The organism is Enterobacter sp. C3_dUdeg (assembly GCF_057536195.1).
On the sequence record NZ_BAAKFX010000016.1, the window covers coordinates 60,954 to 84,747 of the forward strand.

The following is a 23,794-nucleotide window of genomic DNA, read 5'->3' on the forward strand; positions in this document are numbered from 1 at the left end:
CCTTTAATTAATTATCAATATTGTTTGCTGAAGTCTTTGACCTGACCAGAGCAAAATCTTCACGAATAGATTTTGCAGCAGGCTTCCATCCTTTAGCCCATTCCTCGTTCATACGGCCTTCACTGACAATTTTCAGGGTGATGGCATAAGGGGTGCGCTGCAGTTTTTTCGACAGCCAGAGTATATGATCATCTATTCTGTCATCCGGAATATCAGAAATAATCGAATGAATAAGGTCCAGGTCCTCCGCTGTCCAAGGTTTTCCGGAACGCGGAAAAACTTCATCCGGAAGACGTGGTTTTTTTTCCTTTTCTTCTTTTACCTGCTTTCTGGCTTCTTTTTCAGCTGTGATGAGGCGCTGTCGTTCTGTTAACCCACCCAGAGTTGCGACCGTCCTGACCATATTTTCGCGCTGCTCACGCGTAATATTTACTTCACCGCATATAATGGCGTTTAACGTATTGACAAGAATGTCCAGTTTGCTTTCGGTTAATTTGAAAGTCATACAATAATCTCCTTAATTTTTATTCGTTTTTTGCTAATCCTGATGCAGACTACGCCAGCGCCAGTGCTCTGTCTGACCCGGTTCTGACCAGAGTCCAGCTGACTGACGGCGGGCTTCGGCCTCCAGAACAGCGTAGTCTGGCCGGACGGGTTTTCCGTGGTAACGGTATGCCCAGGCCAGACCTTTACGTACCTGTTCGGCATTTACATCCGTCATACCAAGCCATAGGGTACCCAGCAGGCGTCCATAGCGATCCGTTTAACTTCCCGTGACGGTTACGGGCCGCTGAGCCACCATCGATGACAGTTCCTGACGGGAACGCTGGCCAAAGGGCTGACTCTTTTCCGGCGCCATCGATGCCAGCCAGGCGAACACACGTCAGTCGGTTTCCTGGCTCAAGTATCTCAACAGTATCCCCGTCCTGCACGCGCACAATCCTGCCGCTGATATCTGCACTGGCCGAAAACGCCACAACGAACAGGACCAGTGAGCAGAACTTCCGTTTCATTATTCGTTATCCCAGGTTGTATACATTGCGGTTATTAAGCATGTAAATTTCAACTCGGCTTATCCTCCAACGAGGCTTTTTAAAGGAATGCCAAACATTGAATGTAATTTCCGGATCATGGGCAGCGTCAAATTACGTTTGCGGTTAAGCACTTCATAGACCCGGTTAGATTTTCCGATTGCCGGCTCAAGATCTTTTACCGTCAGCCCCTGCTGTTCCATCCTGAACTTAATAGCTTCAATCGGGTCCGGGGCTTCGATAGGAAAGTGTTTGTTTTCGTATTCATTAATCAGCACGCACATGATTTCAAAAAAGTCTCCCTCCGGGGTATCGGCAGGAGGTTCGTTATCAAACATAGGCTCCACAGCGCGTAACGCGGCTTCATAGTCCTGTTCAGTTTTAATTGGTTTAATCTGCATAGGTTTTACTCCAGGCTGACAGTTTCAGCATCTATTTTGTCATATTCTTTATGCGTACCAATGAATTTTATAAACAACCATCCTCGCTGGTATGCAATCGCAACAATTAACCGATAGTCATTTCCCTTAATATTAAAAACCACTCGCCTGTTTTTAAGAATACTGGCACTGCGGTATTGTTCTTTGATTTCTGCCGGGGTTTTCCATTCAGCTTTACTGGCCTCATCTACCCAGGCTTTTAGCGGCTGCTCTGCATCGGGATTCGCCGTCCAGAAATCCCTCAGTGTCTTGATAGCGATTATCTTCATGTCATGAAGATAGTCCCATTTTAGGACTATCTCAAGTTTTTTGTACCGTCATGGTACTTTAATATATCTGAAGATACATACCATAGTATCAGGGCCGGCTATGCCAGTACTGAGTGATTTCATATTTTTTGGTTGCCTGCCTGCCGTCGTGACAGAAGCCTAGGATAAACAAGGCTCAGGATTCCCCTGTGCCACTGGAGGTATCTATGATGAATTATCAGATGACGCTGAACGAACTCGTTACCGCTACAGAACAGGCCAGAGCGTACTGCCGCCGACATAATACGTTGATATCCAGAATGCTCTATGAATTCTGGTATGTAAGGCTGGGAACGGAGGCTTTCGATCAACAGACGCTGACGCTTCGGTGTCCGCTTGCGCTGGAAGAAATGTACCGCCTGGCAATTGACGCTCCGTAGAGCTGTTCAAATGACATGGTCCCGCTGCGTCCGGGCTGTCATGCAATCGCCTTAATCCTTTGTCAGTTGAGGAGATGCGCAGAACACGGAACACTCCACTCTCACACAGGACTCATTAAATCTGATTGAGATTGATATGAACCAGTTTTCATCGGAAAATTATACTTGAGTTAGATGCTCTTTAGTAATCAAGTATGGATAATATGCTGTGCGGCAAAACTGTAGTGCCTTGTATAAATATACTTACAAATAAAGACTTTTTAGCTATGAACTTTACATACTGGCGTCGGTCATGTTTACCCCTCATTTAAAAAAGACATATTACATTCTTAGCGGAGTTAGTGCGCATCGGAGTTTTCAATTATGTACTCGAGATTTTACTAAAAGAAAGGTTAAACAAAATGAGAAAGTGTACATTTTTGGTATTGTGCCTGATTTTGTCATGCTCAGTTAATGCTTCGGAAATTAAAAACATCCTTTCCTTGGGCTATGCTAACTTTTACTACACTGGCGTTATATCTGGTAACTCTCCCGAGTTTAACATGAAATATAACATCGAAAATACCACGAAAAAACTGTTGTTAATAACATCGATATCAGGTACATCTCAGTATTTGCATGTGAAAAAAAGAAATTCAAAAGGCAGAATTTCGCACTTATCAGCCATGGTGGGGCCATCCTGGTACATCAATGAAACGGCAAGTATTTATGGCCTTGCCGGCATCTCTCATGATAGAGCAAATTATTCAAAAGCATCCGGTAGTGATAACTCTTTTTACCTGGGGGGCCGGAGTGAGACTGGCTCCTTTAAAAAACTGGTCTTTCGATACCTCTTATGAATTCCTCAGAAATCCAGATGCCGAAAAAACGGAGCAGTTCTGAAAGCCGGAACATGGGTTATGGGGGGAGGGTACAGTTTTTAAAATATCACAACAGTAATTTTCCTGATAAAGGCTTAAAAGAAAGCGATCTTTATAGTGTTGATAATATCCGGTGGTTGTTTTTCAATTGTAACTTCTGGTTTTAATTTTTCAGTTAGTAAAAGGAATGACTGCCAGAGTAAAGATATCCCTCTGACCGGGAAGATATGTTTTTTAAGATGTGCCGAAACATAAAAGATTTATTTTGGCCTGTCATTGTATATGTTGGAATGAAAAGCGAGTCCGCTAATGAATTTTTATCCTTCTATTGTTTGCCTGAAGGTTAACCTGTGGAGTGAATTAAACATCGTCTTGACATGTCTGGAGATATAAAATTGCTGATGAAAAATAAAAAGGATACGTAATAAGCATCATGAACCACTTACAGTTTATTGAGAAAACCTCACTATCCGCAGAATCTGATCAAATGCATGCACTGATCGATTATGTTCAGGTCCTGCATCGCCACGTTCAGCAGGATGCACGTATCAGTCAGTCCATGCTGCAGGGGCTGAGCTATGCTCCCGATGCACTGAAGGCTACTGGCCCAAAGTATCCGGCACAGCCGTTCTCGTATTTTGAGGCACTGGAAGATACCACGGATGAAGGGCCCGTCAGTGAAGCTGAGCTGCTTAATGACGTTGCCCGGTTTTTCCGCGGTGCAGTACGTCCTGAATCACATAACTTTCTGTTTAATATGGTGCCGAAACCTGCTATTGCTGCAACAGCAGGAGCATGGCTGGCTACCGCATACAATATCAATAGCATGATGGATGCTTTCGGGGGAGAGGCATTGCTGACAGAGCAGCGTGTGGCGCGCTGCATAGGTCGCTGGGCGGGCTGGGAACATGCAATGGGTATCGCCTGTAACGGTGGAAAATTAACAATCTTATATGCAATAAAATCAGCGCTTAGCAGAATCGCTCCGGACTCCCCCTCAGCGGGCGTGCCGGGTGACATTGTTATTTTATGCAGCGACGGGGCCCATTATTGTGTTGAACACGCTGCAAGTCTGCTTGGCGTGGGCACCCTTAACTGTTTACGGATTGCTTCGAATCGTGAAGGGCGAATGTGTGCAGAGGCGTTACGTAAGACACTGACGGAACAGCATACTCAAGGCCGCAGAGTTGCTGCCATCATCTGCAGCGGGGGCACAACGATTAATTTCAGCTGTGAAGATACGTGTGAGGTTCTTGAGATAGCGGAGGAATTCACGAAAGAAAAGGGACTGGAAACGCGTCCCTATTTACATCTGGACAGTGTTATAGGCTGGCTGTATCTAAGCCTATATGAGGTTGCTAACGAAAAATCTGTGTCGCGGATTTCCTGTCCGCAAATCAGGGATAGGATTGCCCAGGTACATTATCGTCTGCGCGGCCTGAGCGCCTTTGATTCTATGGGAATTGATTTTCATAAGAACGGGCTTTGCCCGTATGCGAGCAGTTTCTTTGTTTCCAGGGATCGCCGTTTTATGGATGAGCTTGGTGATGGCAGTTACTGTTACAGTGACAATGACTTTCAATATGGCCATTTCCGTGCATACCGATACACCCTTGAAAATTCGCGTCCTGCACAGGGAATTCTTGCTGCCTGGATAAACCTCCGTAAACTTGGACGGCAGGGATATGCGGACTACCTTATCCAGCTTCATCAAGCACGTAATGCACTGACCCGCGCTATTGAACGCCATGGATTATTTCATGTGCTCAACGGTGCCAGCCTCGGGTGGGAGGTGGTGTTCGACATTCCTTTTGATCCTGATGTCATTGCCCTTGCCTCCTCACGGGAGGAGCTTGCTGTCTGCTTCATGGAGGATTGCTGGGCGCGTGTGAATGCAGGTTATGATTTGCCGTTGTTCAGCATCGTCCCGGGATATCGTATTAAGAGCGATCCGCAAAACGTGACCACGGCTTTCCTGCTTTATCCGATGACGCAGCGCCGGGACACAGAGTGGTATGAAATCGTATCGCTTATCGCCCGTCAGTTCATTGATTTCCAGATGCGCATGCGCAGAGGACAAAAGACTACTGGTCATAGCCATTTTTCCAGACCTATCCGCTAACATTTCATAATCTAGTATCAGAGAGATATTATGTACAAAAGAAAAACTGCGGTTTTACTCGTTACCTTTTTCTGTTCATACAATGCTATATCGTCATCAGATCAAAGCTGGAACGACTATTTCAGAGAGATGGAACAGCAGTGTCTGTCTTCTGCCGGAATAAAAAAAGAGCATATCTCAGAACCGATACTTTTTCCTGATGAAGCTGGCGTGACTGGCTTACTGCTGGAAGGTGAGTCAACGGAGAGCAAAAATAAAATAAGACTTATTTGCATTCATAATAAAACCGACAACAAGGTATACTTAAGTGAAGTGAAGTAACTCAGGGATTTAGGAAAAACGCGCCATCTAATATTGAGAAGGGAACCCGGCCGCGACGCGGCTCCAAACCACCCCGGTTAGGAAGGAAAACGAAGCGGCCGGTTGATTTTAACGATACCTGAATTTTTTGTTTTTTGCTATATCAATTTTTACCTCTAGGACGAATGTGAATTTAACGCTAATTGATAAGTGGTGCGTGTAGCAATATTCTCTTCCATAAATAATGGAGCTCTGAACAATAACGATTATAAATTTGTTATGTTATGAACGTGGTCGTTACGCCGGGTTTCGGGTTATTACTGTCGCCGGCGCTGTCATTCCGTCAGAGAATCTGACTGGCAGGGAAACATATTGCTATTCAGTGGTAGCATCGGCTCTCTGCGATTAGGTGCCGTCATCCGGTTCCGGCATTAACCCCGCGTCAGGCGATCAGGAGTAAGAAATCGCGTCAGAAGCTGTCATGCCACCAAGATAACAACTTCACATAATGTTAAGCTATTATCTGTAGCGAGCCGATTAGCAGAGTTCAGGACAGGATAAACTTGTCACGGGCCGATTTAAGACGGTTTTCACCGCGGCGATCGTACTGCTGGGTGGTGGTGACGCTGGCATGGCCCATTGCATCCTTCACCGTAATCAGATCCTCGCCGTTATCCAGCATTGCGGTCGCAAAGGTTCGACGTAAATCGTGCGGCGCACACTTTGCTATCCCGGCCTGTTTCTGCCGGACCAGCAGAATATGGTACACTGCCTGGTCGGTGAGCCGGTCATTCGTCAGGGTGTCGAAGCGGCGGATACGGGTGAACAGGGGGCCCGGATATTCTCCCCGCACTTGGTCAATCCACACCTGCAGCCGTTGCCATGTCCCGGCCGGCATATAGGCCAGCCGCTCCTTGTTTCCCTTACCCAGCACCTTGAGCGCCCGCTCATCTGTGACAACGTCAATCAAATCCAGCCCCACGGCCTCCGAGCGTCGCAGGCCGCAGCCGAGGATGACCGCCAGCATCGCCGCATCCCGGGTGCCCAGGCTACTACTGTCGGTGTCACACACTGCGAACAGTTTCCTGATTTCTTCCACCGGCAGGGCCCGCCCGCGCGGAAGACGGCTGCCGCGCAGGTTACGCACCGCCCGGATGTGCTGAAAGCTCTCCACGTCCATCAGCCTGAGCATCCAGGCTTCCTTCGCCACGCCCTTGATCGCTGAAAGATAGGTGTTGACGGTGGTCGTGGCCCGGCCTGAGTCACGCAGAAGCTCGGTCACGGCCATCACGTGATGGCGCCGCAGGCTGCCCCAGCTGCAGCTGTCCAGGGAACCGGCGCCGAGCATCCCGGCAACGATACCGAGGAAGGAGGCCATGGTCTGCCGGCTGCGGGGGGAGTTCAGGGAAAGCAGGTAGGCCCGGGCGGGGCTGACTGGGGCATTATCACCGGACAGCGCCGGCAGGAATTCCCTGACCGGGGGAATGACCGCAGGTGACAGGATGAGCTCCGGGTCATCGTCTGGCAAGAGTGTCATTCTGGGCTCCGTCCGGGCCGGAAAGGGACCGGCGCGCAGCGTGAAAAGTAAGGGTAATGATACTGTCAAAGCGTATCGCAGAAAGTCTACTTTTTCAAAGATACATTTTAATAAGTAGAATAATCCGTATTATACTTTTTGCTCACGTTTATACTTTCATGCTATGCATAGCAACTGACTAGAAAATCAACTTTGTTAAAAATCGATTTTGTGAGAGAACATATATGGCACAAAAAAAAATTCTTACGATAGGTTTTGATCTGGCTGACGAAAGTGCAGAATACAGTTCTTTTGATAACAACATTTCTCTTTTAGACTGGGATGTTATTCTTATAAGACCTGATATATATAGTTATATCAATAGGAAGGAGTCGACATTCCAAGGAAACCCCTGTTTATCAGATAATGACTCCTTTAAATTAAAAGCTCAGTCTGAGCACTGGCGTAGAGAAATTAAAACAGCCGTAGAGCATGGGAAATTAGTAATAGTTTATTTATGTGATAAAACACCTGTTTCTATAGCTACTGGAGAAAAACGCACATCTGGAACTGGCAGAAATCAAAAGGTGACAAGAATAGTAACAAGTTATGATAACTATCAGTTTGTTCCCTGTGAATTAGCGCTAACAAGCGGAAAGGGTAGGGAAATGAAACTTTCAAATAATGGTTCTCAGATAGTATCATCTTACTGGAAACAGTTTTCTGCTAAATCAACCTATACTGTTACTATTGAATCTAATAATACAACGAAATTGATACTCACAAAAAACGGAGATAAAGAAGTTGGTTCGTTAATTCGGAGTGATAATAGCAATGGAGCGCTGCTATTATTACCAGACATGAATTTTTATCAGGATGAATTCATAAATGATGAAAATGAATGGACAAGTAAAGGTGAGTTGTTTGCTAAAGAACTGATACGAGAAGTGGTATTAATGGCAAAATTGATCAACTCAAGCGGGGATATAACTCCTCCACCAAATTGGGTTGAGTCTGAAAAGTTCATGCTAAAACAAGAAATTACTGCCTTTGAGAGTCTTTTGAAAGTAGAAGAGAAGATACAGGCCATCCAGAAAGAAAAGGAGCAGATACTAAGCCAAACAAAAGATCTTGCCCGCCTTAGAAATCTTCTGTTTGAAAAAGGCAAGCCACTTGAGCATGCTATTATTGAGTCATTGATGCTAATGGGTTTCAGTGTTTCACAATTTGATAATGGCGAGTCTGAATTTGATGCTGTTTTCGTTTCTGAAGAAGGACGATTTATCGGTGAGGCCGAAGGCAAAGATAACAAAGCAATTAACATAGATAAACTTCGACAAATAGCACTTAATATACATGAGGATCTTAAGCGCGATGAAGTTATGGTACCAGCCAAATCAGTATTGTTTGGAAATCCTTATCGTTTAGAACCTATCGAAAGCAGAAAGGAACCATTTACCGATAAATGTATCGCTTCAGCACAAGCCAGCTCAACAGCACTAATATTTACGCCAGACCTGTTTTTAATTGCTAAATATCTTAAAGAAAATAAAAACAAATCTTTTGCAAAGAAATGCAGACAATCAATATTTAAAACTGTAGGCAGGGTTGTATTCCCACAGTTACCCAAAAAGAAGAGCGACATAGCGAGACCTTCAGCAGAGACTTTTTCTGAGTAATAAAAAGAGTGGCACAGTTAGTGCCACTTTATATAAATTAAAGTAGAAATCAAATATAAATTAATTTGAATTCTTATTTAGAATTTTCTCAGCTTGATCTAGGAGCAGGTTACGTTCAATGACATCCTGAAGGATTTTCTGCGTGAGCTGTTATCAGAATCACTCGATGGTGAATCTAAGTGACGGGAATATTATCATAGCCAAAGTTCGGACGGTACAAGTTGCTGCTACAACCATGTAAATGTTCATTAGAATTGTCTCATCATTAGCGCATTACAAATGAAAATATATTGAAAGGGCCGCTGCGAAAAGATCTTACGCAACGACCTCTTTAGCATAACGCGATTGTACAAAATTAATTACATGCTCCGTTCGCATTCAGCCAAAAATAATAAATCACTGGCAGTGATATGAATCATATAGCTGCAGAGGTGTTCTTCTACTTGACTAACCTCAGCTCCTTGCCCATGACCAGCTTCCTTATTCCGTATTGTAGGAATGCCTGAATCAAGCATATTATTAATAGCACTCATTTGGTTTTGTAGATATTGCGGAATCAATCCATTTTTGAGACAGCCATTTATCAGATCTTTAGCGGTGGCTTTTTTAGGATCAAAATGCCAGCTTCTTTTAATATGAATTGCTTTCATTAAACTTTCAAAAGACTTCAGACAGTCAACAAGGCATTCTTTATAACTTCCATGCCTGTAGTGTTCGTGAGCGGAAAGGAACTCATCGGACGCTCCTTCATAAGAATATGATTCTCTGAGCAAAGTTAGGGCGAGCTTAACAACATCACTATGAATATATTGTGAATCTACACGAATGATAGTGGACTCGATATATTGATAACCAGTAGCATCCTCTTTAATTCTGTGATTAAGCTCTTCGATAGCATCTTTAATTTTTCGTGGAGATAACCGGTTTCCTCTATCATCGATATAATTGAATGAATCTTTTTGAACAACAAGTTCTAAATATCTAAAGCTTAGTTCAACAAAGTCAAGTTGCTCATCAGTATCTGCTTTATTGAGGAACCAGCCGATAAGATCCGAACGAGCATTATTTTCATTATTCAACGTGAATCGGCCATATTCTCTACATAAAGCATTACGCAAAAAATCATATTCATTATCATCATGATAACTTCGGCGATTATCAGAGTACCTGTCTAAGATGTCGAATAGAATTTGCAGTATCTGTGTTTTTAGTTTTTCTGATAATTCATCATACTGGTAAACATCAGTGTTCCCACCATTATTCTTCTTCCTAGTGGAATACAGTTCAATTATTGCCATCTTTGACCCTTTTTCTGCTCATTCCGACAGACTGCGGTATGTTGTACGAATCCCCTCCGCTAAGCGGTTTGGAGTTCTGTGGAATCCGAAATGTACCCAGACTTCTCAAGGCTTTCCTCTATTTATCATATCATTGAAGCAATCCTTTGAAAGCAGTGATCGCTGTGGTAAGACTGTAGCGCGGACATGTCTATTTGGTCAGAGACGGACATCTCAATTTAGCTACTATAATATTGGTTCGCATAACAAAGATTATGTTAAATTCATGGATTTAACATATATTATTCAATTGCTTACCGTTAGGCGGAATCCTGTGCCACCCTTTTTTACCTTTGAAGGATCCCGGTTTTTATAGATACGCTTTCTGACCCGTTCTTTTTTCAGTGAACTGAAGAACGACTCGGCCACCGCATTATCCCAGGAATTGCCACGCCGGCTCAGGCTCGGTGCCAAATTATTTGCCCGACAGAACCGTTTCGAGTCGTCGCTGTCGTACTGGCTGCACTGGTATGAGTGTACGATAACCTCGCCGTCAGGTTTACGTCGCCAGAGCGCTATCATCAGCGCGTCGAGTGCCAGCTCGCGCGACAATGTAGGTTTCATCGACCAGCCGATCTCGTTACGGGCGACGAGATCGATAACCACCGCCAGATACAGCCAGCCCTCCCTGGTGCGGATATAAGTAATATCGGTGAACCAGACCTGATTGGCCCGGGTAACAGTAAACTGCCGCTGCAGGCGATTAGGGGCAACAACGGAAGGTCAGCCTGCGATACGGCGGGATGCCATAACGCCGCGCACGGCTTTAATCCGGTTCAGTTGCATAATACGACCTACCCGGTTTTTGCAGCAGGTTTCACCGATTTCGTTCAGATCGCCATGAACACGGCGGTAACCGTATACACCTCCGCTCAGTGAATATGAGTCACGGATAAGCATCAGCAGACGCTGGTTATCTTGATCACGTGCCTGGAGCGGGTTGTGCAGCAACGCGTAGAACCCGGTACGGGCGATATTCAGTACCCGACACATCGTTATGACACCCCATACAGTGCGGTGTTCATTGATAAAGCGGTACTTCAGTCAGGCTCCCTTCCAAAGTACCGCGTGGCCTTTTTCAGGATATCCCGTTCTTCTTCAGATGCGCCGTAGTTTAAGGATCTCGCTTTTGGCTTCCAGTAAACCCCGGGCGTGCTGTTCGCTGTCATCGGGTTTAATAGCCCGTAACCACTTATGGAGACTGTGAGGGTCAGATACTTCGGTAACGGAATAACCGCTCTCCGTTATCTGTTGGAAAATCATCAAAGAATGTGGACGGCACTCGTTATAATCCTGCCGACAGTATCGAATTGCTAACATGAATAATATCGCTGAACCAGTGCTCGTTGAGGCACTAATCACTGAATCTTCCAAGTAAATCCGTTCTGTGCCGGCTTGCCCGCCTAGATAAGATGCAGTTCCACACCATGTTCAAAGCCATATTGATCCAGTACACAGCTGGTGAACTTCGGTACCTGATCGGTTCTTATCCTCGCCAGATACCCCCGAGTCAACGCGATACGGTCCAGAATACACGTAAACTGCACGCCTGAAATCTCGGATGCGGCGGTAATCGTCAGACACTCCTTCGTGAAACCATCCATGCAGTTCAGGCACTTAAACCTGCTACCTTTGGCCAATGCGTCCATAACAAAATCCATCGACCAAGTCAGGTTCGGTGCATCCGAGCACAGAAGCGGAAACCGTCAGGTCGCCAGGCCTCTACAGCCTCGTCTGCGTTTTAAGGCCAATCGATTTAGGTGGTAAATGCGGTATACCGTTTATTATTGACGTGAAGTCTCTCCTGACGGATGTGCTGATAACCAAGCCGCAGGCGTTCAAGCGCCAGCTCAGTGATAGGCACTGATAAATATCCTTCAGCAGATGGACGCTGAACATCATAACGGCGGGTCGAGGGAAACAAACTTGTAATCCTGCAAGTACCAAGTTGCGACAGACCGATCGCATCGAACATCACCACGACTGCTTCCCGATTCTGGCCAGCCGTCATTACTTTCGTCCAATAACCACATGAAGAGACTCGTTATCCAGAGTGGCTTCGGCAAGTAACTTCTTGAGTAGGGTGTTCTCCTTATCAAGCAACTTAAGCCGCTTTACCGCGGGAACTTCTATCCCACCAAAATTCTTGCGGCAAGTGTAGAAAGTGTCGTCGTAAATAGCGTGCTTGCGGCAGAGTTCCCGAACAGAAAGCTTGGCTTCAGCCTCACGGAGAATACTGATGATCTGTAGTCGGAAAATGCTTCTTCATAGGGATGCCCTCATGTTGCTGATTAATAAATTACTCCTATTGGAGTATACAAAAAGCGGAAATCAGGTCATGGGGCCTAGTCCTAGCATGCTAAATCCAGAGAGCATGAGTTTTTTATTTGATGGGTCTATAAATGCTTTCACGCAAGATTAAATGAAGCATTAATAAAATTAATGCCCGTTAATTAGATGCGCTATTTCAAGGCGAAAACCTGCGTTACTCTTGGACTACCAACGAATACAAACTCTTTGTTGGCTCGTACAGTGTAGCTTTCACCAGGAGGGACCAATGCTTTGGTTGTCACTTTATAATCGAACAGATTATTACTTATACATGTTTCTCCTATATTTGAATTACTTCCAACATTGATAGACAAACAAAAAGAACCTGGGAATATTCCCACTGGTGTGCCAACAGCATTACCAATTTTAAGGAACCATGGAATTATAAAATCAGCATTAGCGATAATCATCATTGTTTTGTCTGTGTCGTTAACACCACTACTCGCTACCGCTTGCCAGCGTTGATTAAATCCAATCCCCTTAGAAACAGAGTCATCGCCAGAAAACAAACTTATTAGCTGACCGTCTTCGAAGGAAACACCAGGCCATGAATTTCTGTTATATTGCCATGAGCCATTCACGCCAGAAATTACGTTAATATTAAGATTGTCAACATATCCTGGCAGACCTTTAACCATACTGGAAAGCATTCCGAGTTCTTTAACAGAATATCGTTCACCACCTTTAGTAAGCATGATACCTTGTACAGAAAAGCCACCGGGAGAAGAAGCATCTCTATCAACCCTAGTTTTAAATTCGACAGAGCGTCCATTTCCGAATGTATTACTTACTATTCCTGAGAGAAATAGCTTGTCTTTTAATAACTGTATAGGGACGTCAACTACTAATGGAAAAGTTGAAGCTGATGTTGCTGCGCTAAGAATATTGTTTCTTTCATATTCTAAATAGGCAGAAAAGCCATCAGCCAAGACGTTTAAGTACTTAGAGTTATTGCGAAGTTTTAATTCTTCAGTAACATTACTTCGATATACTGTAATCCCTACAAGCACGATCGCCATAATGATAAGACCGAGGGCGACTTCAAGTAAAGTCAATCCTGTTTCAAATTTCAATTTCAATTTCGAATTATCTTTTGAAGACATAACAAATCTCATTAGTAAAAAAGGTAAAAAGAACGTGAGTTAATTACATTTACTGTGTAACAGGCCTATATTCGTACCAATGCATAGGCGTACCCGGCCCAGCGAAAGAGTATGACTTTTTGGCCTCAACTAAAAAGAAACTGCTTCTACTATGTCCGCCGCCATTCATAATGGCGCAATTAGAATGGCTACGTTTTAAGTTAGCTTCTATACCGGTGAAAACGAAAGCACATTTGCTATAAGACAAAAATGAATGCGGGTTATTATTTGCAATAGATATCATCATTGGTTCTCCGCTTGCATTTCGATACTGACGCTCATTATGCCGCGAGCCTTTTACATCTATCCATGTCCACTTTTTGTTCTGAGCTGCATTAAGCTGAGAAATGGAAACTCTTAGGACTGGGTGACCAGGCCTTAAGTTAATACCATTTGCTACTTGCCAGCTAGCTCCGATACCTTGTATTTGAGAGCCATCACTCGACGTATAGCCAGCGTCACTACCCAGAGTCTTTGTTAGTTCGCTGACTTGATTTATGGTGTAAGGTTCTCCATTTCTAGTAAAAGTCCAGATAACAAGCTTTCTAAAATTTCGGTCTTCTGCTTCCATTGTTGATGTTTGAACATGCTGTAATCTTACTTCAAATTGCTGATTGTTTTTACCTAAAGTGTTAGGGAAATTTGAACGTAAAAATCCCGACTCTTTTAATTCATTGATTCCAATATTTTTGAAGTTGTTCACTGAAATACCTATAGGCGGTAAAGAAGATAAAAGTTGCCTTTGTCTGGATTTAGCGTATCCCTCAGCTGCAATGCTTAACTCCAATAATTTCTCAGCCTCACTACGCAATACTTTGCTTTCGTTTAGACTTTTGATATAAAAGACGGTAGAGGCAATAATTATAGCACTGAAAACTAACGCTAATGAAACTTCAATTAACGTAAGTCCTTGCTGGAAAAATTGTTTTGATCTTGATGGTTTAATCATATTATCTGACATATTTTATTTTCACTATTAAAATTGAATTTCCATTTTTAGGGATTAGCGCAACTCAGCCCATGAAACAAGTCGAGAGTAATGAGTGTCGACTCTATATGTACTGTTGGGTGGGATTATTGCCTCAATAGGTGAAATCATTGAGCCTGAACTATCAATAATAGATTCAGTGGCGATTGTAATTCCATCCACTGTTAACCTGAGAGAGGAATTATCTCGACGACCTGTAAGATATTGCATTTCCATCCACATACAATCGAAAGGACCACTGCAATGAGCCTTTGTCATGCTATCTTCATGATTCGCTGTAACAGATATCATAATTGGCATACCAGTATCATTTGTATAGTTCACACCGACTTTACGTACCATTGAACCGCGATCAGGACCGTTTTGTGGGTCAAAACCAATAACTCTTGCTGAAGTATGGAATCCATTATCTCTTCCAAAATTAATTGTTACTTCACGTACTGTCTGATGCGCGATATTCACAAGACCCATGGATAACGATGGGGCTCCAGGGATTCCAAATTTTCCAATAAGGGAAGTTGTAGGAACAATTGAAAGAACCGAAGCAACCATAGGATATGAAGGTACATAGTTTGAAGGAGGGAATGTTACAGGCACTTGGACAGTAACCCAATTAAAACACCAAATTAACCAGAATGTACATCTACGTTCTGGCCTGTAGTAAGTTGGGTCTGCAAGCTGACGCCATTCTTTTCCTCTGAATGATTCTAAACCAGTATAGTTATCAGTTTTCTCTAAAAGTGGAGGTAAGAAAATTGGGACAACATAATCGCCAGCCCTTAGGGTTAAGTTTGCTGGTTTAGTGATACTCCAGCTATTATTAGGGCCAGTGATCGTTGATGCAGAGGTATCATTTGCAGTTATGTATTTTACTAAGTACTTTGAAAATGTACTTAATTTTTCACCATCTAATGTATTATAGGGGGTTTCATTACTTGTAAATACTAAAAAAGCAAGAGGATAGCTTACGCTAGTTGGAGAGGCAGGGATAGTTCTAAAATTTCTTGAAAACAGCCGAACGCTATAGCTCTCACTATCTTTCTGGCTTATTGAAATTCCTGTACCTTCTGGCAGGTATAATGACCATAGCTCTAAAGGGACTTCACTAATTGATAGAGAGCTATCATTAACCCCAGGAAGTAATGTGCCAGCATTTGAAGAGTTAGATGCATTTTCTCGTTGAATAAGAACATAGTCTTTTGCTGCATCTGTGATAACGTTAAGCTTTTTTGCATCATTCCTTAATTCCAGTTCTCGATTACCTGATTGCATGAATGCAAATATACCAGCTATTACTGATGCTATAAGAATTAGAGCAATACTGACTTCAATCAAAGTAAAACCAGATTCTAGGTTGATTTTATTTTTCGTTGAACTCATCAACTTTTACCTCAATAAACTTATTCAAAGTGGGGGTTGTAATTTAAACCATATTCATATGAAAAAATGAATTTACACATCTAATTAAATTCTAGCAACCTGTTTTAGTATACATAACAGGAATACCATTCAGTTCACGTGGCAGTTGTACCTGAAAATTAATCAAACTTATGTTAACACCAGAGAAATCAACGAACCCATTAGTGTCAAAATTATATATGCCGGCCCTAGAAACACGTTGTTCCCCCCATATTTTTGACAAGATTGAACTTGCATTTTCTAGAGAGATTGTGTTTTCAGTAGTTTTAAGAAACGATATTACTTCACAGATACTACCATTTTTGTATAATGCCGAGTCGATAGGTGTAGGTCTGCCTGCTGTAGTTTGCATCCAAAATGGACCATTCTTTATATTGGATGGTAAGAATAACTTAACATCGTCTATCCAGGAAGTCCCACCAGGAGGCGGATGGCGTGAAATTTTTTCCACAGTTGCTTCATGGTATATTTTAAGCATTTGAGCAAAATGTAACCCCTTTGTGCTGTTTTGCTCAATTCTCATATCTTTAGCAAGTAGCAGAAAAGGTATTAAAACCGTTATCAACATCATAGGTAAAATCATTAACCACATTTTGTTTTCCTATTAGAATTTATATAAAAATGGAGGTGTTTAAGTAAAAAAATTTATTATTATGCTAATTTCATTCAGGGAAATACTTCGTCCATGCATGTCTTACTTTGGCTTGATAACGGATGTTATGTACCGGAGTCGCTGAATGATAACGACCAACACCATGCCAGAAGTCGCCTTTTGACTGATCAATTGAGCGTCGTAAGATCCAACTTCCTATATGAATGTTATAGCAACCATTATCACGTAATTCTCGATATGCAAGAGCACGATTATCGTTGAAATGAGCTCGGGCAACAAGATTCAACCAAGCTCCAGTATTTATTTGCATAATTCCTAAATCTTCTGTTTTGTTTTTATTTTTAGAAACCAATCCTATTTTCCCACCCTCAACCTTGATGATTGAAACTACTAATTTAGGAGGTAGGTCATATATAAAAGCCGCTTCCATCACACAAGAAACCAGAACTGAAGTTAAGGTCATAATTATTTACCAAAAGAAAACTCGAATAAAAATATTGTTTATTTACAAAGAGCAATGCATGTTAAAAAACCAATTGCTAACGCAGGTCCCATTGGAACCATCATTTTACCTTTCATCCTTGCCGGAAGCGCTATTAGAATAAATATCACTGCTGTAATGAATAAAAAAAGAGGAATCTTGTCAATACCAATCCATGCACCTGCAGAACATGCTAATGCAATATCACCTCCGGCAAAAACGTCTATTTTTTTAAAATAGGTGACGACGACCATGCTTAACCACATGGCTGTAAACCCAATAAAGGAACCCAAGACTCGTTCTTCAACAGATTCCGTAAACGGTGAGAATAATAAGCCAATCCAGAATAAAGGAAATGTAACTACTGCCGGTAACCAATGTTCTCTCCAGTCTATTTCAGCTAAGAATAATAAAATTTGCCACAAAAAACACGCCCAAAAACCTTCTGGTGTGAATCCAAAGTAAAGCAATGCTGATACCCAGCCAATCCCGCCAATAATTTCTATTATTGGATGTAAGGCGGATATACGTGTTTTACATGAAGGGCATTGCCCTTTCGCAAAAAACCATCCTAATATTGGTAGGAGAAAGAAAACCGATATCCTAGTATTACAACTTTCGCATCTTGAATGAGGCTGAAATAGAGTGAGGTTTGGTTCAGGGTTATCTCTCCAACCTAACTGATGTGGTAATCTATAGACAGCAACGCGTCCGAAGCTGGTTAAACAAGCACCAATCCACATTGCAATAAAAAGTAAATTATTTTTTGGTAATTCTGCTAATAAAAGAAAAGAGTTCATGGATACCTCATAAATCAACTGGAAACTCATTTTTTAATAATTTTAAACGCTGTGTTTCAATGTCAGTGCTGATATGTTCTAGTTTACCAGCACGAATTTTTGCCCTTAATCCGTGATCGCGCCCAAAACAAAGCATTTCAGCTTGTAGTTTTCGGCGTCCAATATTTTCTGGATCTGGGATTAATTCTTGATGAAGTACCGCAGCCAGTCCATCAGCGAGAATGGAACGAGCAAGCTCTTGTGACCCTGTACCTGCCGCTGCGATCTGTTGTAAGGCCATAATTGCACCAGTTAAAGAGCTGCCATGAATAGTTGCCAATACAAGGTGACCATTAACTGCTGCGCGGATAGCTTCATTAGCTACTTTTGGTGCTCTGATTTCTCCTAGCATAATATAACGAGGATTATATCGCATCGCAGCTATCATTGCAGTTTCAAAGCCTCCGACAGCGTTTGCATCAATTTGGTACCACAGTCCTTGCCCACGTTCGCCAAAAATACCCTGAACTGGAATCTCTGGTGGGTCTTCTACAGCAACTGCAATATCACCATTCTGGTTTACTAATTCACTAAGCAAAGAATACATTGTAGTACTTTTACCTGAGCCGGTTGCACCTGCTATAAGAATCATCCCCGATTTCCTGCCGAGATTTAGAAGGGTTTCAACAACAGCTGGCAAATGGCCAAGCGAGTCAATTTTAGGTATTGGAAATTTTGGTCTCCGTAAAAAATATCCTGGGCCATTAATAGTTTCGATACGCGCAACACGATATGGTATGCCTTCATGTTTTAGAAAGAACTCTTTTCCACGATCCTTACTATTTATTTCATCCAGTATACTTTGTACATCATTCATAAATCCTTGCGGAACACTAATAATTGGCCCACGGTAACCGACAGTATGACGAAGAAAAGCACGGCCATCGGGCCAAAGCATCAGGTCAGAAAACTCAATTTCATGAAGCTTTCCATTTACAATATGAGAATGGTCAGCTTCTTTTGCATGAGGTTGCAGTGTAATTTTATTATCTGGAGATGAATTTTGTAAATCCTTATTTATTGACAAGTTTTGTTGTAAGGAATTGGTTGGGCTAAATTCATTGCCTCCTGAATTTTTACTGCCAAACGGAGAATTAATATGTTTTGAAGATTTAAAGAAAGACACAATTCACCTCAGATTTTAATATAATTGGATATACTTTGTTGATGTTAAACACTAGCCTCTTCGCGCAGCATCACTAATCTGTTGTTGGAGGTCGAACATGCCTGCAGCAATCCACATAAATAATAAACCCATAACTATTATGGCAATATTCCGCACAACATCCATTTGTTTACTTATTGCAATAACAGCATCATCTAGCCATTGTTTAGATAATTTATCTAACATATCCTCAAATCCAGCTAACGAAGCATATGCACGAATGTCTATTATCATTTCCCAACTAGGGAATTCATAACCAGTACGATTCAATGCATCTCCTATATTTCTTGCCCCGTTCAAAACTTCTTGACGGGCAGCGATAACACGTTCACGATACCAAGGTGAAGCATTTCTTGAAATAATTTGCAACGCATCAGGAACAGATATTCCCGCTCCCATCAAAGCTCCCAATGAAATTAGAAAATTGGACCCCATAACTAATCGGTAAATACTCCATGGCGGAATTTTGTCTACGCGCGATCTAAACTTCCCTGTCCACCGACCAAGAGTAGTTAACATTATCGTAATTATTACAGCAATAGTTATCAATGTGATAAGTAATCCATTTTGGACAAAATCAGATAGTCCCGCAAGAGTACTTCCAGTGCCAGTCCATTGTTCTGTTGGTAATATTGCTGCGAATGATGGAATAACCTCATTACCAAATATATAAAGATATAAAATCGTTGTTCCTATTAACACTAAAGGATAAATAAGTCCTGCCAACGCTGATTTAATACGTCGTCCAGACTGATATATAAATATCACATCTTGAGCTGCTTTTTCAAAACGACCTGAAATTTCACCGGCTTCCAAAACCGATATCTCATTTGCTGGAGCCCAACCTTCAAGTGCACGAGAAAATGATTGGCCATTAAGTACAGCCCTACGCCATTGATTAACTATGCGCGCTTTGGGATTTTTCGGCTTTTTACCATCCATTGTAAGATGTGTGTAAATTTCACCGAGAGCCTGCGTCATAGGCACGCCATTCCCAATAAATTTCCCAAGTTTTTCATATATACTCATTCGTGCTTTGCCGTTCATCGAAAATTTAGCCAAAAATCGATCCGGTCCTGTAAGTATATAGTCATCGACGATTTTATTGCTTTTTAAGTCTTTTGACTTGGAATCTTCAAGTTTTGAAAATACACTTCTTTTATTTTTAAAAAAGTTTTTAAACATAGTTTGTTACTTCATATGAATTAGAGTTGTCTGCCGTTGAATATCTAGACCTTTGAAAGGACCTAATCTGTCAACGACATCACGTGGATCTACTTTCCCGGATATCATGTGTAGCCAGGCGTGTTCCATCATAGTGATTCCGCCAAGATGGTTTTGCCAGTGTTGTAAAGCTTTGACTCGCTCGCCTCTATGCATAAAATCAAGAAAAATTAGATCAGGGCAAAGTGTTTCAACTATTACCGTGCGGCCAGAGTAACCACCACTACATTTTTCACAGCCCTGGAGATCTGCTATTCGTATATCTGAAATGAAATCTTGGCTGACCTCTTTGAATCCTGGCAACTCAATGCACATTATTTGATAGTTTTCTTCATTAATTTTAAGGCAACAAGAAGAACAAAGCTGCTTTATAAGTCGTTGAGCTGTTAAACCTGTAAGTAAATCTGGATCTGTGAGTTTGTATGGTTCAACACCCTGATCTTTTAAACGGTCGAAGATAGCCATAGCGCTGTTCGCATGTAATGATGTCCACACTTGGTGGCCAGTCATTGCTGCGGTAAATACAAGATTTATGACCTCTCGGTCGCGGGCTTCGCCAGGCATTATTACATCAGGGTCAGAACGCAAAGCGGCAACAATAGCTTTACGGTAAGCAGCCCCCCTTTCTTCGTCACTGTCCACGTTTGTTACTGGTAGTTGTGCTGCTCCATGAATTTCGTATTCAGGAGGGTCCTCAATAGTTAGAATGTTAATTTTTTGACGTCTCTCAAGGTAAAGTTCTTCGAGTGACATTTTTAATGTGGTTGATTTTCCTGACCCAGTAGGTCCTGATATAATATTAATACCTTCTGGTACCAGACGCATCCTTGCCATATCTCTTAAATGCGCAGGATGCATTCCCGTAGATTCAAGAGTCCTTTTGTTTTCAGTAACCCAGCGATCTTCCGCGTACAGCAATCTTCCAATTAAGTATCGTCCACCGTTACCCATAGGATTAAGCTGTAATCGAACAGATTGAAGCCCCTTAGGCAACGGGGCACTATTCGAAGATATACGTGCTGCTTGATAATCATATAATCGATATGTTGAGTCTGACGCATCTGCCATGTTATATGCGGCTGCAGCTAATTCATGAGCATATGATGCTGAAATCTGCCGTATAATACTCATCTCACCACGGATTCTAAATTTAATATCAGCTTCAAAAGTATTAATAAATATATGAACATCACTAACTGCGAGATTCACAGCTTCCTGCAATAACTCCAGCCACTCACGTTGCATTGGAGTAACTTGAGGGGCTATTCTTTCAGGACCTTGTCGGGCTGATTCCTCATATAGCTGTCTCAATATATCCATCGTTACTGGCACTATTGATGTAACAGAATATCCCTTCCGCCTTGCAATTTCGCGAACAGCGAGTATTTGCGGACTATTTTTCTGTTCAATGTCTACCAGAAGCACACCATCTGAAAACAACAGCGCCATGCGACGCTGTGCTTCTGATAGTTCAACGGGGCCACCTAACCTTGAAACAATACTATCAGTATTACTGAACCATACCTGTATATCATTGTTTGATGCTTCCCGCTTTTTTGGCCTAGCGACTGACATATTATCTTACCTTATCATTATTGTCTTAATATCATTTATTTAGGACGTGCGTAGAAAGGTAACTGCAAACTTTCTTCACCTTTAGTTAATATAACTGCATCGTTTGTTATATCTAAGACTTTATGTCCATTGGGTAATATATCGCCCTTTTGTACTTTTAGCTCACCCCAAACAGGTATGAAAACTTTAGCCTTCAGGTCTTTGTTAATTCCGGTCAAATTTATAGCATAAGGGCTTGAATCCTCAGTTCCGGCAACGCCCTGTACCCTTAGTAGTTCAGCCCGAAGCCTCTCAGTGTCAATTTTCTGCTTAAGTTGCAATATTTCTCGCTGCTCTCTTTTCATTGCTTCTAGGTCATTCACATAAGGTAAAGACTGGGGTATATCAGGTATAGCATTCTCGAAGTTCAATTTCCCGTCTTGAAGCATTTTCTCACTTGATGTGGAATTAGAAGCTTGCTGAACAGCTGTATATGCCTCTTCCATCTGCTTAAGTGTTTCAGGAGGAAGGGACTCTAGAATTTTCTTCTGTTCATCTGAAAGAGTTGATATATCTATAACAGATGGTGTATACGAGCTTTTAGGATCACTATTTCCACCCTCTTGCTGCTCATTTTGATATTCTTTTTGTTCCGCATAGACTGTTTGAAAAGGTAGTAAAAGGAAAGAAAGACCAAAAATTATATTTTTTGTTCTGTCAGATAAGCTTGTAATTTTTACCTTTGATGTTTTCATTTCTTGTTCCTTAATGCTTCGATTTCTTGTGGTGTTGGTTTTCTTCGCTCATAAACTTCTGCTTCCAACGACCAACGCTTAGATGTCGGATTGTAAGATACGCTCTTGATAATAGAGGCTGGTATTTTGCTAAATATTGTAACTAAAGAAGGAAGCTCTTGGATATTATTAAGAGAATACTCCATCTTAAGCCAAAACAATTCATTCACTGGCTGACTAAAAGTTATTGGTATAAAAAGCTCTGCTAGCTCAACTGTTAAATACTCCTGCGTTTTTCGCAACGGAACTCCAGGGCTATTAGGTGGATAAGTAGGAAGTTCCGGTAATTTCCATGAAATATTTCCTTCAGTTCCATTTGCTGAAGCAGAAGTAGGTTTACTTGGCAGTCTTTCTGCCATGATATTGAGCCAAACCTCTGTGCCACCAGTACTTTTTAATCTATAGTCAATTACGCTACCATCGCAGGTACCTTCCTCACGTTCCCATGCAGGTATCTGTGATGCTTCTTCAGCATATTTAGCTAGATCTCTGATACACTGAACCAAAGCTAAATTGAATAGTGGTTTTCCTGCCCATGGCATTGGTGGAACTTCAATATCATTATCTAATGCGAAACCAGTGCGCTTTTTTTTACTTTCCTCTATCATTTTGAGTTCGAGTAAATGATCCTGATATTGTTCGTAAGCAAAAAGTCCACCTCCTATAATCACAGCTACAGATGTGGCTATTAAAACTATTCGAAGCTTATTGACTTTTACAGGTCGAATACGAACTTTACCTTTACTTATGTTTCCATTAAGTGGTGGTGGTGGTTCAGTTTTAGGTATCTCCCATTCTGATGGACAGAATATTTTTTCCCACTCAACTGTAGTAAGAGCTTCTAAGAAATCTTGTTGTATGTCATGAGCATCCGCGACTGCCCTATCATAGAGGATAGAGCCATCTTGATTAATCCCGACTAACCACCAGACCTGCTCTGAAAGTTGCCAAACAGCTAATAATGATACGTTTAGCTCTTCAGCCAATGCTACCGCCAGCGAAGGTAACCCCGCTTTATGTCCTAAATTAACATCGGCAATTGCAAACTGATCATTCCAACGGCCTTTCCCTGGCCTAATTGCAAAAAGTGAACACCCCATTCGCTCTGCAGCTTCTTTTGCTTCAGCTGCAAGCGGCTTACTGCTTTCTGACTGATTCCATATAAGACTTACTGCGTATCGTCGACGCCCAATAGCCACCACACCTTGCAGTTGTTCGCCCAATTGCTCTTCGGCCGAACTAGTGTCAGTTTGAACATTCATGAATTATTT

At 42.1% G+C, this 23,794-nt stretch carries 22 protein-coding genes and 3 pseudogenes; 6 read left to right on the forward strand and 19 right to left on the reverse strand.

The genetic code is table 11. The features are described 5' to 3' along the window. Positions 1–7 precede the first annotated feature (7 nt). The 4 genes from AC27FC_RS21900 to AC27FC_RS21915 all read right to left on the reverse strand — a co-directional run bounded on the left by AC27FC_RS21900 (position 8) and on the right by AC27FC_RS21915 (position 1,740). The gene (locus AC27FC_RS21900; protein WP_487160378.1) at positions 8–505 is read right to left on the reverse strand and encodes a hypothetical protein; all 498 of its coding nucleotides are present in this window, start codon (positions 503–505) and stop codon (positions 8–10) included. A gap of 33 nt (positions 506–538) precedes the next feature. Then, entirely contained in the window at positions 539–721 is a 183-nt protein-coding gene (locus tag AC27FC_RS21905; protein ID WP_487160379.1) for a thermonuclease family protein, read from the reverse strand. Positions 722–1,072: 351 nt separating this feature from the next. Then, positions 1,073–1,432 carry a helix-turn-helix domain-containing protein gene (locus tag AC27FC_RS21910; RefSeq protein ID WP_029403836.1) on the reverse strand — a complete coding sequence of 120 codons (360 nt, stop codon included), beginning with the start codon at positions 1,430–1,432 and terminating at the stop codon, positions 1,073–1,075. 5 nt (positions 1,433–1,437) lie between these two features. Continuing rightward, complete coding sequence (locus AC27FC_RS21915) at positions 1,438–1,740, reverse strand: type II toxin-antitoxin system HigB family toxin (RefSeq protein ID WP_487160380.1); 303 nt, start codon at positions 1,738–1,740, stop codon at positions 1,438–1,440. 206 nt (positions 1,741–1,946) lie between these two features. On the opposite strand from AC27FC_RS21915, the gene AC27FC_RS21920 reads away from it, so the two are divergent. The 5 genes and pseudogenes from AC27FC_RS21920 to AC27FC_RS21940 all read left to right on the forward strand — a co-directional run bounded on the left by AC27FC_RS21920 (position 1,947) and on the right by AC27FC_RS21940 (position 5,462). Continuing rightward, positions 1,947–2,159 carry a hypothetical protein gene (locus tag AC27FC_RS21920; protein ID WP_487160381.1) on the forward strand — a complete coding sequence of 71 codons (213 nt, stop codon included), beginning with the start codon at positions 1,947–1,949 and terminating at the stop codon, positions 2,157–2,159. Positions 2,160–2,560: 401 nt separating this feature from the next. Next, positions 2,561–2,839: pseudogene (locus AC27FC_RS21925) on the forward strand (hypothetical protein); the annotation flags it as partial. Between the two features lie 10 nt (positions 2,840–2,849). After that, positions 2,850–3,041, forward strand: coding sequence for a hypothetical protein (locus AC27FC_RS21930; protein WP_487160409.1), 192 nt, complete (start codon positions 2,850–2,852; stop codon positions 3,039–3,041). 411 nt (positions 3,042–3,452) lie between these two features. Then, positions 3,453–5,141, forward strand: coding sequence for a pyridoxal phosphate-dependent decarboxylase family protein (locus AC27FC_RS21935; protein WP_487160382.1), 1,689 nt, complete (start codon positions 3,453–3,455; stop codon positions 5,139–5,141). A gap of 30 nt (positions 5,142–5,171) precedes the next feature. Continuing rightward, on the forward strand, positions 5,172–5,462 hold the full coding sequence (locus AC27FC_RS21940; RefSeq protein WP_487160383.1) for a hypothetical protein: 291 nt from the start codon (positions 5,172–5,174) through the stop codon (positions 5,460–5,462). A 526-nt stretch (positions 5,463–5,988) separates the two neighbouring features. Here the strand turns inward: AC27FC_RS21940 and AC27FC_RS21945 are convergent. After that, the gene (locus AC27FC_RS21945; RefSeq protein WP_487160384.1) at positions 5,989–6,978 is read right to left on the reverse strand and encodes a tyrosine-type recombinase/integrase; all 990 of its coding nucleotides are present in this window, start codon (positions 6,976–6,978) and stop codon (positions 5,989–5,991) included. A 224-nt stretch (positions 6,979–7,202) separates the two neighbouring features. Here AC27FC_RS21945 and AC27FC_RS21950 point away from each other — a divergent pair, with 224 nt between their 5' ends. After that, the gene (locus AC27FC_RS21950) at positions 7,203–8,636 is read left to right on the forward strand and encodes a hypothetical protein (protein WP_133059448.1); all 1,434 of its coding nucleotides are present in this window, start codon (positions 7,203–7,205) and stop codon (positions 8,634–8,636) included. A gap of 359 nt (positions 8,637–8,995) precedes the next feature. Here the strand turns inward: AC27FC_RS21950 and AC27FC_RS21955 are convergent, their stop codons facing one another. The 14 genes and pseudogenes from AC27FC_RS21955 to pilO2 form a co-directional block, all read right to left on the reverse strand. Beyond that, positions 8,996–9,934, reverse strand: a complete 939-nt coding sequence (locus tag AC27FC_RS21955) for an STM4504/CBY_0614 family protein (protein WP_487160385.1) — start codon at positions 9,932–9,934, stop codon at positions 8,996–8,998. A gap of 330 nt (positions 9,935–10,264) precedes the next feature. Next, positions 10,265–11,236 (reverse strand): annotated as a pseudogene (locus AC27FC_RS21960) (IS3 family transposase); the annotation flags it as partial. Then, a pseudogene (locus AC27FC_RS21965) lies at positions 11,213–12,242 on the reverse strand (DDE-type integrase/transposase/recombinase); the annotation flags it as partial. The pseudogenes AC27FC_RS21960 and AC27FC_RS21965, both read right to left, overlap by 24 nt. A gap of 193 nt (positions 12,243–12,435) precedes the next feature. After that, entirely contained in the window at positions 12,436–13,407 is a 972-nt protein-coding gene (locus AC27FC_RS21970; protein ID WP_487160386.1) for a hypothetical protein, read from the reverse strand. A gap of 49 nt (positions 13,408–13,456) precedes the next feature. Continuing rightward, entirely contained in the window at positions 13,457–14,407 is a 951-nt protein-coding gene (locus AC27FC_RS21975) for a PulJ/GspJ family protein (protein WP_487160387.1), read from the reverse strand. 42 nt (positions 14,408–14,449) lie between these two features. After that, a complete protein-coding gene (locus tag AC27FC_RS21980; protein WP_487160388.1) occupies positions 14,450–15,814 on the reverse strand; it encodes a type II secretion system protein in 1,365 nt (454 codons plus the stop codon). A gap of 91 nt (positions 15,815–15,905) precedes the next feature. Continuing rightward, positions 15,906–16,445: a hypothetical protein gene (locus tag AC27FC_RS21985; protein WP_487160389.1), complete on the reverse strand. Its 540-nt coding sequence runs from the start codon at positions 16,443–16,445 to the stop codon at positions 15,906–15,908. 70 nt (positions 16,446–16,515) lie between these two features. Continuing rightward, complete coding sequence (locus AC27FC_RS21990) at positions 16,516–16,896, reverse strand: lytic transglycosylase domain-containing protein (protein ID WP_487160406.1); 381 nt, start codon at positions 16,894–16,896, stop codon at positions 16,516–16,518. 71 nt (positions 16,897–16,967) lie between these two features. Continuing rightward, positions 16,968–17,747 carry a prepilin peptidase gene (locus AC27FC_RS21995; RefSeq protein WP_487160390.1) on the reverse strand — a complete coding sequence of 260 codons (780 nt, stop codon included), beginning with the start codon at positions 17,745–17,747 and terminating at the stop codon, positions 16,968–16,970. Between the two features lie 7 nt (positions 17,748–17,754). Further along, positions 17,755–18,912, reverse strand: a complete 1,158-nt coding sequence (locus tag AC27FC_RS22000) for an ATPase, T2SS/T4P/T4SS family (protein WP_487160391.1) — start codon at positions 18,910–18,912, stop codon at positions 17,755–17,757. 51 nt (positions 18,913–18,963) lie between these two features. Continuing rightward, complete coding sequence (locus tag AC27FC_RS22005) at positions 18,964–20,136, reverse strand: type II secretion system F family protein (protein WP_487160392.1); 1,173 nt, start codon at positions 20,134–20,136, stop codon at positions 18,964–18,966. Between the two features lie 6 nt (positions 20,137–20,142). Further along, complete coding sequence (locus AC27FC_RS22010) at positions 20,143–21,750, reverse strand: GspE/PulE family protein (protein WP_487160393.1); 1,608 nt, start codon at positions 21,748–21,750, stop codon at positions 20,143–20,145. 35 nt (positions 21,751–21,785) lie between these two features. Beyond that, entirely contained in the window at positions 21,786–22,484 is a 699-nt protein-coding gene (locus AC27FC_RS22015) for a hypothetical protein (protein ID WP_487160394.1), read from the reverse strand. Beyond that, positions 22,481–23,785, reverse strand: coding sequence for a type 4b pilus protein PilO2 (pilO2, locus tag AC27FC_RS22020; protein ID WP_487160395.1), 1,305 nt, complete (start codon positions 23,783–23,785; stop codon positions 22,481–22,483). The genes AC27FC_RS22015 and pilO2 overlap by 4 nt, the downstream gene beginning before the upstream one ends. Positions 23,786–23,794 lie beyond the last annotated feature (9 nt).